12 protein-coding genes and 1 pseudogene are annotated in these 15,274 nt (G+C 59.3%); 10 read left to right on the forward strand and 3 right to left on the reverse strand.

Going from position 1 to position 15,274, the window contains the following annotated elements; all coding sequences use genetic code 11:
- Positions 1 to 330: 330 nt before the first annotated feature.
- The 4 genes and pseudogenes from NLM27_RS40530 to NLM27_RS40545 all read left to right on the forward strand — a co-directional run.
- A pseudogene (locus NLM27_RS40530) lies at positions 331 to 612 on the forward strand (Ku protein); the annotation flags it as partial.
- Positions 613 to 1,682: 1,070 nt separating this feature from the next.
- Positions 1,683 to 1,862 carry a hypothetical protein gene (locus NLM27_RS40535; RefSeq protein WP_254148580.1) on the forward strand — a complete coding sequence of 60 codons (180 nt, stop codon included), beginning with the start codon at positions 1,683 to 1,685 and terminating at the stop codon, positions 1,860 to 1,862.
- 1,006 nt (positions 1,863 to 2,868) lie between these two features.
- Entirely contained in the window at positions 2,869 to 3,405 is a 537-nt protein-coding gene (locus tag NLM27_RS40540) for a DUF421 domain-containing protein (protein ID WP_254148581.1), read from the forward strand.
- Between the two features lie 107 nt (positions 3,406 to 3,512).
- The gene (locus NLM27_RS40545) at positions 3,513 to 3,749 is read left to right on the forward strand and encodes a hypothetical protein (RefSeq protein WP_254148582.1); all 237 of its coding nucleotides are present in this window, start codon (positions 3,513 to 3,515) and stop codon (positions 3,747 to 3,749) included.
- A 227-nt stretch (positions 3,750 to 3,976) separates the two neighbouring features.
- Here NLM27_RS40545 and NLM27_RS40550 read toward each other — a convergent pair whose 3' ends face one another.
- Together NLM27_RS40550 and NLM27_RS40555 are read right to left on the reverse strand one after the other, a co-directional pair.
- Positions 3,977 to 4,537: a hypothetical protein gene (locus tag NLM27_RS40550; protein ID WP_254148583.1), complete on the reverse strand. Its 561-nt coding sequence runs from the start codon at positions 4,535 to 4,537 to the stop codon at positions 3,977 to 3,979.
- Entirely contained in the window at positions 4,482 to 5,657 is a 1,176-nt protein-coding gene (locus NLM27_RS40555) for a recombinase family protein (protein WP_309144811.1), read from the reverse strand. The genes NLM27_RS40550 and NLM27_RS40555 overlap by 56 nt, the downstream gene beginning before the upstream one ends.
- A gap of 1,238 nt (positions 5,658 to 6,895) precedes the next feature.
- Here NLM27_RS40555 and NLM27_RS40560 point away from each other — a divergent pair.
- From NLM27_RS40560 to NLM27_RS40575, 4 genes are read left to right on the forward strand one after another with little or no spacing between them, the layout of a single operon-like run.
- Positions 6,896 to 8,137, forward strand: a complete 1,242-nt coding sequence (locus NLM27_RS40560) for an FAD-dependent oxidoreductase (protein ID WP_254148584.1) — start codon at positions 6,896 to 6,898, stop codon at positions 8,135 to 8,137.
- A 10-nt stretch (positions 8,138 to 8,147) separates the two neighbouring features.
- Positions 8,148 to 8,423, forward strand: a complete 276-nt coding sequence (locus tag NLM27_RS40565; protein WP_254148585.1) for a sarcosine oxidase subunit delta — start codon at positions 8,148 to 8,150, stop codon at positions 8,421 to 8,423.
- Positions 8,420 to 11,314 (forward strand): FAD-dependent oxidoreductase, encoded by a 2,895-nt coding sequence (locus tag NLM27_RS40570; protein WP_254148586.1) that lies wholly within the window; start codon positions 8,420 to 8,422, stop codon positions 11,312 to 11,314. The genes NLM27_RS40565 and NLM27_RS40570 overlap by 4 nt, the downstream gene beginning before the upstream one ends.
- Position 11,315: 1 nt before the next feature.
- Entirely contained in the window at positions 11,316 to 11,963 is a 648-nt protein-coding gene (locus NLM27_RS40575) for a hypothetical protein (protein ID WP_254148587.1), read from the forward strand.
- A 19-nt stretch (positions 11,964 to 11,982) separates the two neighbouring features.
- Here the strand turns inward: NLM27_RS40575 and NLM27_RS40580 are convergent, their stop codons facing one another.
- Positions 11,983 to 12,879, reverse strand: coding sequence for a LysR family transcriptional regulator (locus tag NLM27_RS40580; RefSeq protein WP_254148588.1), 897 nt, complete (start codon positions 12,877 to 12,879; stop codon positions 11,983 to 11,985).
- Between the two features lie 187 nt (positions 12,880 to 13,066).
- Between NLM27_RS40580 and NLM27_RS40585 the strand changes: the two genes are divergently transcribed.
- Complete coding sequence (locus NLM27_RS40585) at positions 13,067 to 14,308, forward strand: pyridoxal phosphate-dependent aminotransferase (RefSeq protein WP_254148589.1); 1,242 nt, start codon at positions 13,067 to 13,069, stop codon at positions 14,306 to 14,308.
- A gap of 60 nt (positions 14,309 to 14,368) precedes the next feature.
- Positions 14,369 to 15,145: an aspartate dehydrogenase domain-containing protein gene (locus tag NLM27_RS40590; RefSeq protein ID WP_254148590.1), complete on the forward strand. Its 777-nt coding sequence runs from the start codon at positions 14,369 to 14,371 to the stop codon at positions 15,143 to 15,145.
- Positions 15,146 to 15,274: the final 129 nt, after the last annotated feature.

Consider the following 15,274-nt stretch of genomic DNA (forward strand, 5'->3'; position numbering starts at 1 on the left):
TGCGGGAAGGAATAATCAAGCTGAGAAAGGCGCGTAGCGGTCGATCGTTCCTATCGCGGCAAAGATTCCGAAAGCTTCGGCGTCCGACACTCCGCAGGCGCACGCGGACAGCCGTTAATGGTCAACTGCGGCACCGTCGCCGCCGCTAGGAACCTTGGACATCTTTGGTCGGTTGTCCGGCATTCATCCTTGCCGCAGAGATCGACCTTGAAAGCACGATCATCGGCGAGTTCGACACTCGGGACGAGGCCGAATTTGGCGGTGGAGCAGCCAGGAGCGCGGGGTCTCGCAAAGCGACGTCTTCGTGCAGCGGGCAGGCAGCGCCGCGCCGAAGCCCGCTACGAAACCGCGTTGATCGATCTCATCAACCAAAAACGAGCCGGCAAGACGATCCGTCCGAAGGGAGAGAACGTCGTTGATCTGATGGCGCTGCGCCGCAGTGTCGGTCGAATGGCCGCTCCAGCCGAGGAAGCCTAGTCGGCGAAGGCGAAGAAGCCGAAGAAGGCCGCCAGCAGCCAAAAAGAGATGCTGATGCCTATCGCGGGCAAGAAGCCGGCGAAGGACGGATCAGCCAAGAAGCTCGGGGCCAAACCGCGGCGGACGTCGGCCTAGTCCGGCCCTTACCGAACGTAGGAACCAGACAAAAGGAGACCTGTTGCTCCGTCACGACCCTAGGAGGACCCACATGGACATAAAGGATACTTCGGCAATGACGGAAGCTTCCGGGCTGACGGACGAACAGGGCGGTGTCGAGCAGACTTCCGGCCAGAGGTCGGAGCCCAGGGCTGAAACAAGAGGAGGCCATCAATCAGAGCGTTCGCCTTCGCTGGATTCTGCTATGCGCTGGGCGGATCAGCTGCGTGAGATGACCGTGAAGGCGCCTTTACGCTCGCTCGGTGTCGCGTTCCTACTCGGAGCGTGGTTTGCACGCCGGCGATAGGGAGGGACAAATGAAGCTTCTTGCGATCGTTGGCGCTATCTTGCTGGGCACCTTTTCGTTAGCCATGGCGCAAAGCTCTGGAGGCAGTTCGGGCGGTGCCTCATCCGCTGGTGGAGCAAGTGCGGCCGGTACGAGCGGCGCAGGTGGCTCGACGCTTTCGAGTGGGACTACGCTCAGCGGGACAGGCGGTTCGCCCGACCCCAACACGTCTAATGCCAAAAGTCACAGAACAACAGGTGAGAGACTCGGTCCATCGAATTCTGATCAAGCCGGTGGGGGATCGCGGCCGACGTACAATACGCCAACTGCAGACGCGGCAGTCCGGCAACTGGGAGACACTAATCCTGGCATCTTGAAGAAGTAACGTCGGTAAGGCGCGCCTAGCCGACGAAGGCGGATTGCGTGGGAAGGACCGCTAGTGGACTTAGCGGACTGCAACTAGTCCATTTGGATACCGGGTAAGGACAACATCCCGCCGGTCAGAACCGGCGGGTGTCTCTTCCCCGCTATTTCCTTCCCATTCGGATCGTTCGTTCTCGCAACCGGATTTGTCGATCCTGGACTGCTCAAGCAGCTTGGCCGCTCACGAAAGGAGTTGCCGCCTCCACCCAATCCGCCTGCACCTGCGCCGCTCCCGGCGCCAAACTTAATGGTTGTATCCTCCTGTTGAAGTTTGGTTGCAACCGAGCGCCCCAAGCCTCGTTCCTAAGCAGATGGAAATTCAAACGCGTCGAGGTGCCACATGACCCAAGATAGTCCTCTCAAACCTGATGACTTCCCGGTGAAGGTCGAGAATCAGAAGCTGCGAACCCAGAAGGACGAACCTGTCGCTGTTGCCGAGACCCCAGAGCTCGCTGATCAGGTCGCTAAACGGCTCAATGAGCATGCTCATCAAGAAGAACAGGATCGTTGGTCGGCTTGAAGACAACCGCGAGTGTTGCGTCCCGCGAGGACGATAGAAGTCACAATCGAAGGAAGAAGGGGAAGGGCGGGAGAGGGACGGCCCCCAAAAGGGAATGGGCCACTCAGGAACTATCGCCTCTTTCACACCATTGATCTTCTTTCCATCGGGAGAAGGTCATGAACCGAAAATCTCTTCTTCTTACAGCTGCGTTGTCCCTGGCTGTTACTCCTGTCCTCGCCCAAGGTGGCGGAGGCGGTGGTGGTGCTGGTGGAGGCGCGGGTGGGGCGGCCTCCAGCGGTGGGGCGTCCGGGTCATCCGCGAGTTCAGGCGCAGGCGTCGGGATGTCCAATGGCGCGAGTGGCGGCCCCTCGGCACCATCCGGCATGGGGACCAACAACAGCACAACGGGAGTCCACACAAACAACTCGCCAATTAGTCCGAACGTTCAGCCGCCGACGCCGAACGGGAATACAGCAAGCACACCTGCGGCCCCAACCAGCTCGGGCACGGGCAACACCGCGACTGGTTTGACGGGTACGCAAAACGGGAACGACAAGTCTGGCATCACGGCAACGAACGGCGGCAACAACAACGGCCGGCAGATGACCCCCGCCGAACAAGCAAGAACGGGCATCAAGACGCTTCCTCAAGACCAAGCTCCCGGCGCGGTCAGTGCTCCAGGCGTTGGCGTCGGTCACGCCGCGAACGGCTTGCCAATCGGCACTCCGGGCTCCGGGACGAGCAACGTCGATCAGAAGTAGCCTTGTCCATGCCTTTCCAGTGAAGGCCTGCTATCCCTGCGTTTTGATAGTACTTCACTGAGTGCGCTTGCGCTGAGGAGAGCGGCTGCTCATTCGGCATTTCCGCTGGTAGCATGGCTGAACAACGCTGAGCCTTCGCCATGTAGGCTATTAGCAGCCTGCCGAGCCGCGAGGCAATGCCGACGGGTGCGTCACCATCAATGGCTCCGCTGCGAAAACTGGATCATTTGGGGCAATGACCACCAGTGAAGAAGGTATCTGCGATGTCAAAAATTTATAGCGTCGACTGGGCTGACATAGTTATTCCGACCCACTCCATTCTCGAAATGGTCGTGCGTGGTAGCCTCAGCTATGTCGCCCTTTTCGTTATCCTGCGGTTTCTCATGAAGCGTCAATCCTCCACGATAGGTATTGCCGACATTCTCGTAATCGTCGTGATTGCCGATGCCGCGCAAAATGGTTTCTCAAAGGAGTACAAATCGGTCACCGAGAGCATCGTGCTCGTACTCACCATAGTTTTCTGGGATTTCGCGTTCAACTGGCTTGGTTTCCACGTCAGCCTTTTCGAGCGACTGCTCGCACCGTTGCCGGTACCGCTGATCACCGGCGGCCACTTGGACCGGCGCAATATGCGGCGCGAGCTTATCACTGAAGAGGAACTAAGGAGTCATCTCAGGCAGGAGGGGCTCGACGATTTTTCTGATGTAGAAAGCGCATGTGTCGAGGGCAACGGAGAGATCAGCGTCGTCAAGAAGAAGCGTGACGCTGGTGGAGGGAGCAAGAAAAAGCCGGGTGCCTAAGACAAGGGGTTGCGCAGCGTGTGAATAAACCCTGCGCCGAATAACAGCCTGGATCAGTTGGCTGATTCACGGTCAACTACACGAGCTACAAGCGAGGCGATCGGGTCATGCTGCTCCAGGAAATTGGACTCAAGCGTGGTGGTCCGCGCGGATTCTGGCATGGGCGAGTGGATGCCGCGCAACTGGATCGCCTCGTCACGGCATTCCCCGGCAAGGTGAGTGCGGCCGCTGCTGGTTCCGAATCCACGTCCGCCGTGGACAGCGCGACAGATCAGTCCATGGCCGTTTCCGAAACATCCATCGACGCGATTGAGGAAGCTGTGGGGACGCGACGCCGCCGGTGACCGAGCGCACCATCTCGCCCGAGGCTTCGATGCCCCACTCGGTAGTTCAGGCAACCGCTCAGCCGGCGCCGCCGCCGGCCTTTCCCTCTACCCAGTTGCCTCAAGCACCGTTCTCTTGGCCCCGACGTGTTTGTACGGGTCGAGCCGGGGGTGACGGCGAGAAGGCGCAGTGACCGCGCCAGGTTGCCGTGAAGCGGCAATCTTGCGCTTCCCCTGGTAGTTTTGTATCACCGGCACAAGACACAGGTGTCGCCGAAGCGTCTGAAATTATTGAACTTGCTGGCGAATTTTTTGATTTGGTAGGGAGTCCCTCTCCCGCTACCATCTTTCCCCACACTCCTTGGAGGCGGTTTGGATAAGCCGTTTCCCCAAGAGGAGCGTTGAGCCGGCCCGCTATCTCCACGGTCATACCCCAGGCGCCCGGGATCCCGGAAGACGGTGACCGTCTCGACCAGATCTCTAATGGCTTCGGCGGCCTCGCCGTCGCCCCCACTGACACCCTTCGCGAGCGCCTCCTCGAGCCGGCTGAGTTGTTCCTCATATCGCTTGAGGATGGCCGGATGTAGCGCGACTTCCTTTGCGACTGGTGGTTCGCTCCGCTCTTCAGATATTCGGCCGCGTTCGGCACCGAGGGCAGTTGATCGCGGGCCGAGAACGGATTGATCGCCGTGCCCTTTTGCGATCGCATCCACCAGCCGTTCGATTTCCCGGTTCAATTGAGCGAGCTGCTGCTCAAGACGCTGCCTTTTTGCGTTTTGATGTGATTGCGAGGCGCTTTCGCTCTTCAAGATAGGTCCGCTCGTACTCTGCGATAACTTTCGGTGCGCGCAATTCGGCCTTTAGTCCGCTGAGAACTGCGCTCTCGACTGTGTCTAAGGTCTTTGCATCAGGGCACGTGCCGCTCTCCGTCGCCGCTGAGCAGCGAATGCGAACGCGTCCCGATTTGTCTTTTCCATTGGTTGACATGCCGGCGCCGCACGAACCGTAACGGAGCAGACCAGACAGCATCCGGCGCGGCCGGCGTTGGTGGCAAGGATGGGTTTGACCGCGCTCGCCTTTGCGTTTCTGAGCCGCCGCGAATAGTTCGGGGTTGATAATCGCAAGATGCGGCACTTCGGCAACATGCCACTCGCTCCGCGGGTCGGGGCGTGACAGTCGCTTTCCGGTGTCAGGATCTTTCACCATCCTGACCTTGTTCCAAGTAAGACGCCCTACATAAAGCTCGTTCTGTAGGATACCGGCACCCCGCTCGAGATTGCCGTTGATAGTCGAGGCATTCCATGCCCGGCCTCGCGGAGGTGATACTCCCTCCTTGTTGAGATCGTGCGCGATTTCGCGAGGGGTGCGACCTTCGCCGTATTCCTGAGAGATGCGGCGAATGACATGCGCCTCAGCCTCGACAATGACCCGCTCGCCGCGTCTTCCGGCGAGCGCGGCATATCCGTACGTCAGGCCCCCTTCAGCCAAGCCTTGCTTGACTCGTCCAGCAAGGCCACGACGCACCTTATGAGCGTTGTCCTCGCGATAGAGCTGCCCGACCAAACCGCGAAGGCCAACCAGCACGGTATTGACGACGCCTTCATGAACCGCCCGGATCTCAATCCCAAGAAAGGATAGCCGCTTGTGAATGCCAGCGAGGTCTTCCATGTCGCGGGAGAGACGATCAAGGGCTTCAACGATGACAATATCAAAGGATTTCTCTCTTGCATCGTCCAACAGCTGCAGCAAGCCGTTGCGTCCCATTACTGAGCCACCGGAGCGGGCCCGATCTTCATCGGTGCCGACGATGCTTAATCCTTCGCGGCTTGCATAGCTTTGACAAAGCGAAAGCTGATCCTCAATCGATCGCTCGTTCTGAAGGTCTGTCGAGAATCGGGCATAGATCGCCGCTCTCTTTTTTTGTTCGATTGGCTTGCTCTCTCATGATCTTCCCTTGCAGCCAGGCGAGCAAGTACGCGCGCAAGGCGTAAGATCGCCTCGTCGGAACTCCTCTGCAAAGGGTAATTTTCGATCAGCAGGCCGCACGATCGATTCTCTAGATCATCGCGTCACGTTTCGAGGTGCAGGCACCGTCACGAATTGGAAAAACGTGACAGCTGACGATCGTCTTCGGGATATTGCTTCGAGGATGTTTGGGCGAAAAGCAGCGTTGGAGCTATGCGGGGCAACTCGATGTTGTGGACGCGAAACGGTATAAAGCCTTCGTCTGTCAAATATCCTGCTGCGATTGCAACTGGCATTCGGCGAAGCCAATAACTGGCTGGGACTATGGCGGGTCATCGCGAGGACTTTCTACATAGCGCGTGCTGTAGAAGGGCGGTGAACGGCTGGCCGCTTGCAGAAGCTCGGTGTCGCGACGTAGCAACGGGCGTTCAGATCGACTTCTTAGTTGTCGATCGTCATCAAGCACGGTCAGCAGCATTCGCTCAACTGCAAGCCGAGCAAGGCTATCGCATCTTGCGTTTAGATCGGGTTGCTTCCGTCATCTGAGTATGACTGGCAGCGGCTTGGTCAAGTCGATCATATTCGTGTTATCCCGCCGCTCGCGTCGACGCTATTCTGACCCTCTTGCGGGTGCCTCTTTTGAATTTTCCCACTCTTCTTGTTTTCGATGTCTTGTTTTCGACTGTGTTGAGTTGCTCATCGTTCTAATCTCTTGAATCTCAGGGCGATCCCCCTGGCCGTCAACGCCCTAGCCAGTGTGATCGCTGTCCGTCTTCTCCAGCACTTCAGTGAACGCATTGAGCGTATCGCCGTGGTGCACGGGTGTGCATAGATGGGAACGAGATCTCGTGAGAAATGCGCAGGAACGTTGGCTGATGGTCGGGTCCGGAAGCACCGGCCCGTGAGATCGCCAAACGCGCCAAGGCGTTCGGCGCGTCATCGAGGAGGTCCGACGAGCTTCGGAAAGATTCGCGAGACGTCCGAACTCTAGCTCGCGTGCCAGTCCCGGCCACGGTCAAATGGCTGCAGGCGTGCCGAGTTGCTTGCAGATTCGTTCATATCCAGGATTCGTGCGTCAGGTTGCAACCTTGCAAAACAAAATCGGGGTCAGCGATCCAGATAACGTTGCTTGATGGGCCGAGCGAAGAAGGCGAAGCATAGGCTCAAGCGACCACGATGCCAAACCAAGGCAGCCCCACGCTATGCCTCTCTCATTGCTCAAGTACGGGCTGAAACGCGACTACGTTCCGCACCGCGAGATTCCTGCTACGCCTGATCTGAAGCGCCGCTATGATGTGGTCATCATTGGCGGCGGCGGGCATGGCCTGGCGGCTGCCCACTACCTCTCCAAGTATCATGGCATCCGGGACGTTGCCGTTCTGGAAAAGGGCTACCTTGCCGGGGGCAATACGGCTCGCAATACGACTACGATCCGTTCGAACTACATCACGAACCAGTCGATACGCTTCTACAAGGAGGCCGTTTCACTTTACGAAGACATGTCGCATGAATTGAATTTCAACGTCATGTTTTCGCAGCGCGGCCAGCTCACGCTTGCGCATTCCGAGGCGACCCTTCGATCCTTCCATCTGCGCGCCGAGATGGGCAAGCACCATGGCACGCGGATCGCGGTGGTGGATCCGCGGCAGGTGAAGGAGATCTGCCCTCATCTCAATATGGATGAAGGCGGCCAGCACGAGGTTCTCGGCGGCCTCTGGCACGAGGACGGCGGCACGGCACGCCATGACGCCGTCGCATGGGGCTACGCGGCGCAGGCCGCCGGCCGAGGTGTGGAAATCCACCAACGGACCGAGGTGCTTGGTTTCGACACGACCGGCGACAGGGTGTCGGCCATCAGAACCAGCCGCGGAACGGTGAGCGTCGGGCACGTCATCCAGGCCGCGGGCGGAGCCAATCAGCATGTCGCGAAACTGGCTGGCATCGATATGCCCATTCGTTGCTTCCCGTTGCAGGCGATGGTGACACAGCCGCTGAAGCCGTTCCTGCACACGCTGGTATCTTCAGCAAATCTGCATACGTATCTCGTGCAGTCGTCCCGCGGCGAAATCGTCATCGGCGGCGGTTCGGATCCGTATCAATTAATTTCGACGCGCTCGACGCTGGATCTCAAGGAACAGCTCGCTCACGGCGCGGTGCAGCTTTTCCCCTTCCTCCATAACGTGAAGCTGCTGAGGCAGTGGGCCGGCATCACCGACATGACACCGGACTACACGCCGATCATGGGCGCTAGTCCGCTTAGGAACTACTGGCTCGATTGCGGCTGGGGTACCTGGGGCTTCAAGGCAACGCCCGTCGCCGGAAAATACATGGCCGACACCGTCGCCAACGAACGGGTCGCGGACATTCTGCTTCCGTTCAGTCTGGGCCGCTTCGAGACGATGGCTCTCATCAATGAAATGGGTGCTACGGCGGCAAGCCACTAGGATCTGTTGCATGAAAATCATGAATTGTCCTCTGAACGGGGCACGAAACATCAGCGAGTTCACCTGCTTCGGGCCGGTTCACGACGCCATCGATGCGCAATCGGTCGGCGATGCCGCCTGGTCTCACTACTTGTTCTATCAGGAGAACAAGGCCGGAATCATTCGCGAGTGGTGGCGACACACACCCTCGAACTACTACTTCATCGCCGAACGACACACCGTCACCGACGAAATCATCGCGACCTACAGCGCGAGCGAGCTTTCGCGCATCGAGAACAAGTCATGATTCCGCGTTTGCCCCTGCCATATGGGACCCGTATCGATCGAGGCCAGGTCCTGACCTTCAAATTCGAAGGCAGGACATTTCGTGGGCTCTCCGGCGATTCCATAGCAAGCGCGCTCGTTGCCTCGGGGCAGTGGCTTATCTCGCGGTCATTCAAATATCACAGGCCCCGAAGCGTCATGACTATGGCGGGGCAGGATGCCAATACTCTGGTCCAAGTCGAAGGAGAGCCTAACGTTCTGGCTGACGTCCATCCTCTCCGCGAGGGCCTCGAAGCGACAGCCCAGAATGTGAACGGGTCGCTCGAAAAGGATCGCGACGCGCTTCTCGATCGGCTTGGACGGTTTATGCCGGTCGGCTTCTACTACCGGACTTTTTTTGGCCCGGGCAAGAACAGCTGGCTCCGGCTCTGGGAGCCGCTCATCAGGAAAAAAGCGGGCCTCGGCAGGGTTGATACGTCGGCTCCCCGCGGCCGTTACGAAAAGCAGAACCTGTTCTACGACGTCATGGTCGTCGGTGGCGGCCCGGCTGGCCTTTCAGCTGCGATCGAGGCCGCAGAGGCGGGTGCGCGCGTCCTCGTGGTGGACGAGAACCCCGAGCTCGGCGGGTCCCTGACTTATGCGCGGTTCGACGACAAGCCTGAAGCCACCGCGCTGTTGCTGCGCGATTTGAGGCAGCAGATCAAAGCGCATCCCGGCATCAAGGTTTTCACGAATGCCGTGGCGAACGGCTGGTATGCCGACAATTGGATTCCTGTCATCACGGCGAACCGGTTGTATAAGGTTCGCGCGAAGGAGGTCATCCTTTGCACCGGCTCGCTCGATCAACCGGTTCCGTTTCGCAATAACGACCTTCCCGGAATCGTGCTCGGATCGGCCGTACAGCGACTGATGCGGCACTACGCGGTGAAGCCGGGCCAACGCGCGGTGGTCTTCGCCGGCAACCGGGACGGCTACCGGACGGCGCTGGATCTCGTGGAAGCCGGTGTCGAAGTGGCTGCGGTAGTCGATCCCCGCGCCACGCAGCAACACGGTTCATTCGCGGCACAGCTCGAGACAAAAGGCGTGCGGATCATCCTCACCGCCAAAATAGCGGAGGCTGCGGGCACCGCGGGCAACAAGCATCTCAAGGCCGTCGGGATTGCACGCGCGGATGCGGATATGCCCGAGTGGATCGACTGCGACCTTCTGTCGATGTCCTGCGCCTATACTCCGACCTATCAGCTCGCTTTGCAGGCGGGTGCGAAATTGAGCTATGACGATGGCACGGCACAGTTTACGCTCACCAACGTGCCCGCGCATCTGACGCTTGCCGGATCGGTCGCGGGCAATTTCTCCCTTCGCTCTGTTCTGGCGGCGGGACGCAAGGCAGGCGGGGCGGCCGCGCAGGCGCTAGGTCTTGCTACACGTGAAGTCGAAGTGCCCGAAGACGAGGAGCGAAGCCTCAGCAGCCTTGAGCTTCCCATTGTCGGACATTCCAAGGGGCGTGATTTCGTCGATTTCGACGAGGATCTCCAGGTCAAGGACATTGAGAACGCGGTTCGCACCGGCTACGACGAGCTTGAGCTCGTCAAGCGCTTCTCGACGGTCGGAATGGGGCCGTCGCAAGGCCGTCATTCGGCTCTCGCCACGGCGCGCATCGTGGCGCATGCCACCAAGCGCAAGGTCGCCGATATCGGCGTCACGACATCGCGCCCGCCATTCGGCCCCGAAAAGCTCGGGCTCCTCGCAGGAATTCAACAAAGCCGCTATCGTTACACGTCGGTCCATCATCGCCACGTTGAGGCCGGTGCGAAGATGACGCCGGTGGGCGCGTGGTGGCGCCCGTTGTATTACGGCGACCAAGGTTCTGTTGATGCACGGATCGTTGATGAGGTGAACCTCGTCAGGCAGCGCGTCGGCGTGCTTGACGTTTCGACCCTTGGCAAGATCGAATTGCGCGGACCGGACGCCGGGCTGCTGCTCGATCGCTTCTGTTCGATGAATTACGCCAAGCAGCCCGTCGGCAGGGTCCGATACTGTCTGACGCTGAACGAGATGGGAACAGTCATCGACGATGGCGTCGCCTTCAGGGTCGCTGAGGATCACTACTACGTCACGGCAACGACCGGTGGGGTGGACCGCATCTATGCGGACATGTGCTGGCAGAACGTTCAATGGGGACTCGACGTTGACATCCACAACGTAACAGCCGGCTTCGCGGCCTTTAACCTCACCGGACCGCTTGCCCGACAAGTTCTCGAGGCGGCAGGAGGTATGGATGTCTCGTCCGAAGGACTGCCCTTCCTGGGCGGGCGCATCGGCCGGGTCGCGAACTGTCCCGTCCGCATCATGCGCATTGGCTACTCCGGCGAACTGAGCTTCGAACTGCACACGCCTCAATCCTATGGTGAGGCCTTGTGGGATGCTCTGATGGAAGCCGGCAAGCCGCTGGGACTTCGACCCTACGGCCTGGAAGCGTCGCGAATCCTGCGTCTGGAGAAGGGGCACATCATCATCGGTCAGGATACCGATGCCGTCAGCACCGCGGACGAACTGGGAATGGCGTGGGCGCTGGCGATGAAGAAACCCTTCTTCATCGGCAAGAGGTCGACCGAATTGCTTCGCCATCTTCCTGCCAGGCGTCGCCTGGTTGGGTTCGAGCTTCCATCGTCCGAGCAAGACAGGCCGGATGAAGCATGCCTCGTCCTGGAGCAAGGCGAGGCGGTTGGTCACGTCACGTCGACCTGCCTGTCGCCGACGCTGGGGAAATGGATTGGTCTCGCCTTCGTGCCGGCCGATCTGTCCGAGCAGGGCAGAAGCTTGCTGATCAAAACGCGGAAGGGCGCGCAATTGCGAGCTCGCATTGTCTCTCCGCACTTCTTCGATCCCGAAAACAAGCGGCAGGAAATCTGATATGGCTGTGACCGCGACAGGTCGGCGGACGCCGCTCGGCGATTTATACGCCGAACACCCGGACGGCGTTCCGTCCTCCATCGATGGGACACTTGTCCGGACGACGATCGTGCCTGAAGGGGACGGTGACGGATCAATCCACCTGCTGGATCTGACCCGGTATGCCCGCTTCGGTATCAAGGGCAAAGGCGCCAGCGATTGGCTGAGGTCCAAGGCGATCGCGTTGCCGGAGCCGGTCAATATGCTTGCCCCGCTTGCGTCGCGAAGGCTCGACCTGATTCGTCTTGGAGCCGAAGATTATCTGGTCCTGCCCCAGTCCGTCGGGCAGTCGGCATCCCTGGTTGCGTTGCGGTCGGAATGGGAATCCGACGGACGCGAGCGCAAAGGCTTCAATGCCTGGCGAGAAGAGGTCTGGGCATGGTTCCACATTCATGGAGCCAACGTGGCGGATTTCCTCGCAAAGACATGCCCTGTCGATCTGAGCGCCGATCGATTGCCGCTATGGCGTGTAGTGCAGACCCGTGTGGCGCAGATGGACTGCATCCTCGCACGTACTGACCGTACTAACGATCACGGCTTCGACTTGTTCTTCGATGTGGCCTCGGCAAATTACATGATGTCGAGCCTGAAGGAATTGGACGCCACGTAACTGAGCTGCAAGATCAAATCTACGGTGTCGGCGTTCCACTTTTGAATTCCTGCTTGAGCCAATCAAAAACCTTGTGCGCGGGATGCCACGAAGGTTTGTCGGGCGAACCGGTGAGTGCGAGGCAGAGCGTGGTCTGGACCTTGGCCTTGCTCCAGGTCGCAAGACGTCCATCCTTCAGATACGGCTCGCAATAGGACGAATAGGTAACGACGAAGCCGAGGTTCTGGGCCGCTGCCTCGAGTGCGGTCGCGGAATTGTCCACCTTCAACGCGGGAACGTCGCCGTCCAGATTGAGACCCAGCTTGGTCGCCCAGCGCTGCCAGACATTGTGTCGACCTTGAACGAAGATCTTCCTCGATGAGTCCAGCACGTCTTGCAGCGCCGTCGTGGAAAGCGAGCCAATGAGTGCCGGCGCGCAGACCAGCTCCAGGGTTTCATTGGGCAAGTGAGGGGTGTCGGCGTCGAGCTCCGAGGCGTCGCGAACTTCTACGACGATGTCAGCCAATTCAGCGTTCGGGTCAGTCCAGATCGCACTATTCAGACGAATCTCGACATTCGGATTTTGGCTCAGAAAGCCATCGAGCCGGGAGGCAAGCCATAGACTAACGAATGAGAGGGGAGCCGATAAGGTCACGGTGCGAGGTACATCCTTGCCACGCAGCCCCTCGGTTGCTGCAGCTGCGAGATTCAAGGCCTCAGCTACACCCGGAAGGTAGGCTTCGCCCACCTCGGACAGTTGCAGTCCATTTTGCCTGCGTACGAACAGTTGCCGCGAAAGGTAGGATTCCAGCCCGCGGACACGCTGACTGACTGCGGCTTGTGTGCAATTCAACTCCTTTGCGGCTTCCGTGAAGCTCAGATGCCGCGCTGCGGCCTCGAACGCCTGAAGCCCGCTCAGAGGTGGCAAGTTTCTCATTCAAAACGCCGCCAAATGAAAACAGGGTCACTGAGCCAGTTTTTATTTCTTGGAGCGTAATCAAGCAAGTACTACCGATTAAGGGATGGGTTGATCCCCGCGGCAACAAGGGCCCACGTACTCGAGCGTGCACTGCCCAACTAGCAGTCAGCGGTTGGTGGATCAATGGGCAAACGGTGGCGAGCGTATGATGAATTCGATCCAGAGAAAATTCGCCGAGCTTGCAACCGAAAATGCTCCAGGTCAGGAGGTTCGGCTGACCACACCCACCTCTGATGGTGCCCTGCTCGGCGGTGTGATCGAAGGCAGGCCGGTCGACTTTTCTCACGGCGACGTAGATGCGTTTTTGCCGGCCCCAGGGGCGCTCGACGCGTTTCTGGAAGGGTATCGCCGCGGAGGATCCCAAGCCTATACCGAGTATCTTGGCGATGCCGCGGTTCGCGATGCCGTTGCGGAGCGGCTGGGGATCTTTACCGGAGCGCGCCTTTCGGCTGATGAGGATCTGATCGTGACGCCCGGAACGCAGGGCGCTCTGTTTCTGGCTATGGGAGCGACCGTCGCCTCGGGAACGAAGGTCGCCGTGGTCGAGCCTGACTATTTCGCCAATCGGAAACTGGTCCGCTTCTTTGACGGTGTCCTTGTCCCGATCGAGATGGACTATCTCGGGACGGCTGGGCGGGCGGGTTTGAACCTTGAACAGCTCGAGGCGGCATTCAGGGATGGGGCCCGTGTTCTCGTCTTCTCTAATCCCAATAATCCCACCGGCGTCGTCTACTCGGATGACGAGATTGACGCGATTGCCCGGCTCGCCGGCAAGTACGGCGCGACGGTCATCGTCGACCAACTCTACTCGCGGCTACTTTACGCGGGGCAGTCGTATAGTCATCTGCGGACCAAATCGGTCGCCCGCGAAAATCTGATCACGATTAGTGGGCCGTCAAAGACCGAGTCGCTCAGCGGCTTTCGCCTTGGCGTGGCTTTCGGATCAGCGTCGGTCATCGAGCGCATGGCCAAGCTGCAAGCTATCGTTTCGCTGCGCGCGGCTGGCTATAGCCAGGCCGTTCTGAACGTCTGGCTTGCCGAACCGGAAGAGTGGATGCGTGATCGCATTCAGCGACATCAGGCAATCCGCGATGATTTGGTCGCCATCCTGCGTCAGGTTGACGGGCTTGAGCTGCGAAAGCCAGAGGCCGGAAGCTATTTGTTTCCAAGACTCCCCGAGTTGACGATCAGCGCGATCGATTTCGTCCGCGCATTGCGGTTGCAGGCCGGCGTCACCGTGACGCCGGGAGCGGAGTTCGGTCCCAACAGTTTCGGAAGCATCCGGTTCAATTATTCGCAGGATCACGCAGCCGCTGTCGCTGCGGTGAATCGGGTCGCTGCGATGATTGAGCGATATCGTGTTCGACGTGTTGCGCGGAGTGCGTAGTCAGATCAACAAAAATGGGCACCCAGCCGGGCTGTCCCTTCGTACCGACGGTTACTCGTGATGAAGTATCGCAAGGTTGGCATCATCGGCGCGGGCTTGATCGGAAGATCCGTCTACAACGAGGTTTGTCGTTCCGAGGTTGCCGAAGTGGCCTATGTACTCGTGTCCGGCAAGAAGAGCGCTTCCCATCGCGAAGTCGAAGGCATAGATCCGGCATTGTTGGTGTCCGATCTCGACGAGGCAATGGCGCAGCCGGTAGACCTTGTGGTCGAAGCGGCCCACGCTGACGTGCTGGCGGCCGTCGCGCCGCGCGTGCTGGCGTCTTCCGATCTTTGCGGGTTCAGCTGCTCCGCCTTTGCCAGGCCCGACGTCGAGCGTGCCGTCGCAGAGAGTTGCCGTGCGAACGGCACGCAGTTCTTTCTGCCTCACGGTGCGATCCTGGGACTTGATGGTTTCGTTGATGGCCGCGACTGCATCGAAGACGTCACGATAACCACGACAAAGCGTGCCACGGGTCTTGGCTTTGAAAGCGACATCTCCGGCGTCGTGTTCGAGGGAAGCGCCCGAGAGGCCTGTCAGAAATTCCCGAGAAACGTGAACGTGCATGCCGCTATCGCAATCGCGGGCATCGGCTTTGATCGAACCAAAAGCATAGTTGCAGCGAAGCCTGATACCGAAGAGATGCGTCATCGTATTCAAGTTTCGGGACAGGGTTTCGCTTGGGATTTTTCGGTCACATCGCGCTCTCTTGGCGGGGTGACGGGGGCTTACACTCCCAAGTCAGCTGCGGGATCGGTGCGGCGTATTCTGGTGTCCAGCGGCATCGTCAACAGCTGAGAGGCACGATGGCAATTTCTTCGACAGGCACGCGAAACGGTACTCAAGCTCTAGCTGGCCTGACTGGACCGTTTTCGATCGGCGTGCGTTCCAAGCGGCGTCTATGGATAGGCGCTGTGACGATTCAGG

Origin of the sequence: Bradyrhizobium sp. CCGB12, from assembly GCF_024199845.1 — a bacterium.
Taxonomy (GTDB): Bacteria; Pseudomonadota; Alphaproteobacteria; order Rhizobiales; family Xanthobacteraceae; genus Bradyrhizobium.

Bases quoted from the DNA above. Each gene is read 5' to 3' on its own strand.
- NLM27_RS40535 (WP_254148580.1), top strand. From the start codon at position 1,683: ATGACCCAAGATAGTCCTCTCAAACCTGATGACTTCCCGGTGAAGGTC.
- NLM27_RS40540 (WP_254148581.1), top strand. From the start codon at position 2,869: ATGTCAAAAATTTATAGCGTCGACTGGGCTGACATAGTTATTCCGACC.
- NLM27_RS40545 (WP_254148582.1), top strand. From the start codon at position 3,513: ATGCTGCTCCAGGAAATTGGACTCAAGCGTGGTGGTCCGCGCGGATTC.
- NLM27_RS40560 (WP_254148584.1), top strand. From the start codon at position 6,896: ATGCCTCTCTCATTGCTCAAGTACGGGCTGAAACGCGACTACGTTCCG.
- NLM27_RS40565 (WP_254148585.1), top strand. From the start codon at position 8,148: ATGAAAATCATGAATTGTCCTCTGAACGGGGCACGAAACATCAGCGAG.
- NLM27_RS40570 (WP_254148586.1), top strand. From the start codon at position 8,420: ATGATTCCGCGTTTGCCCCTGCCATATGGGACCCGTATCGATCGAGGC.
- NLM27_RS40575 (WP_254148587.1), top strand. From the start codon at position 11,316: ATGGCTGTGACCGCGACAGGTCGGCGGACGCCGCTCGGCGATTTATAC.
- NLM27_RS40580 (WP_254148588.1), bottom strand. From the start codon at position 12,879: ATGAGAAACTTGCCACCTCTGAGCGGGCTTCAGGCGTTCGAGGCCGCA.
- NLM27_RS40585 (WP_254148589.1), top strand. From the start codon at position 13,067: ATGATGAATTCGATCCAGAGAAAATTCGCCGAGCTTGCAACCGAAAAT.
- NLM27_RS40590 (WP_254148590.1), top strand. From the start codon at position 14,369: ATGAAGTATCGCAAGGTTGGCATCATCGGCGCGGGCTTGATCGGAAGA.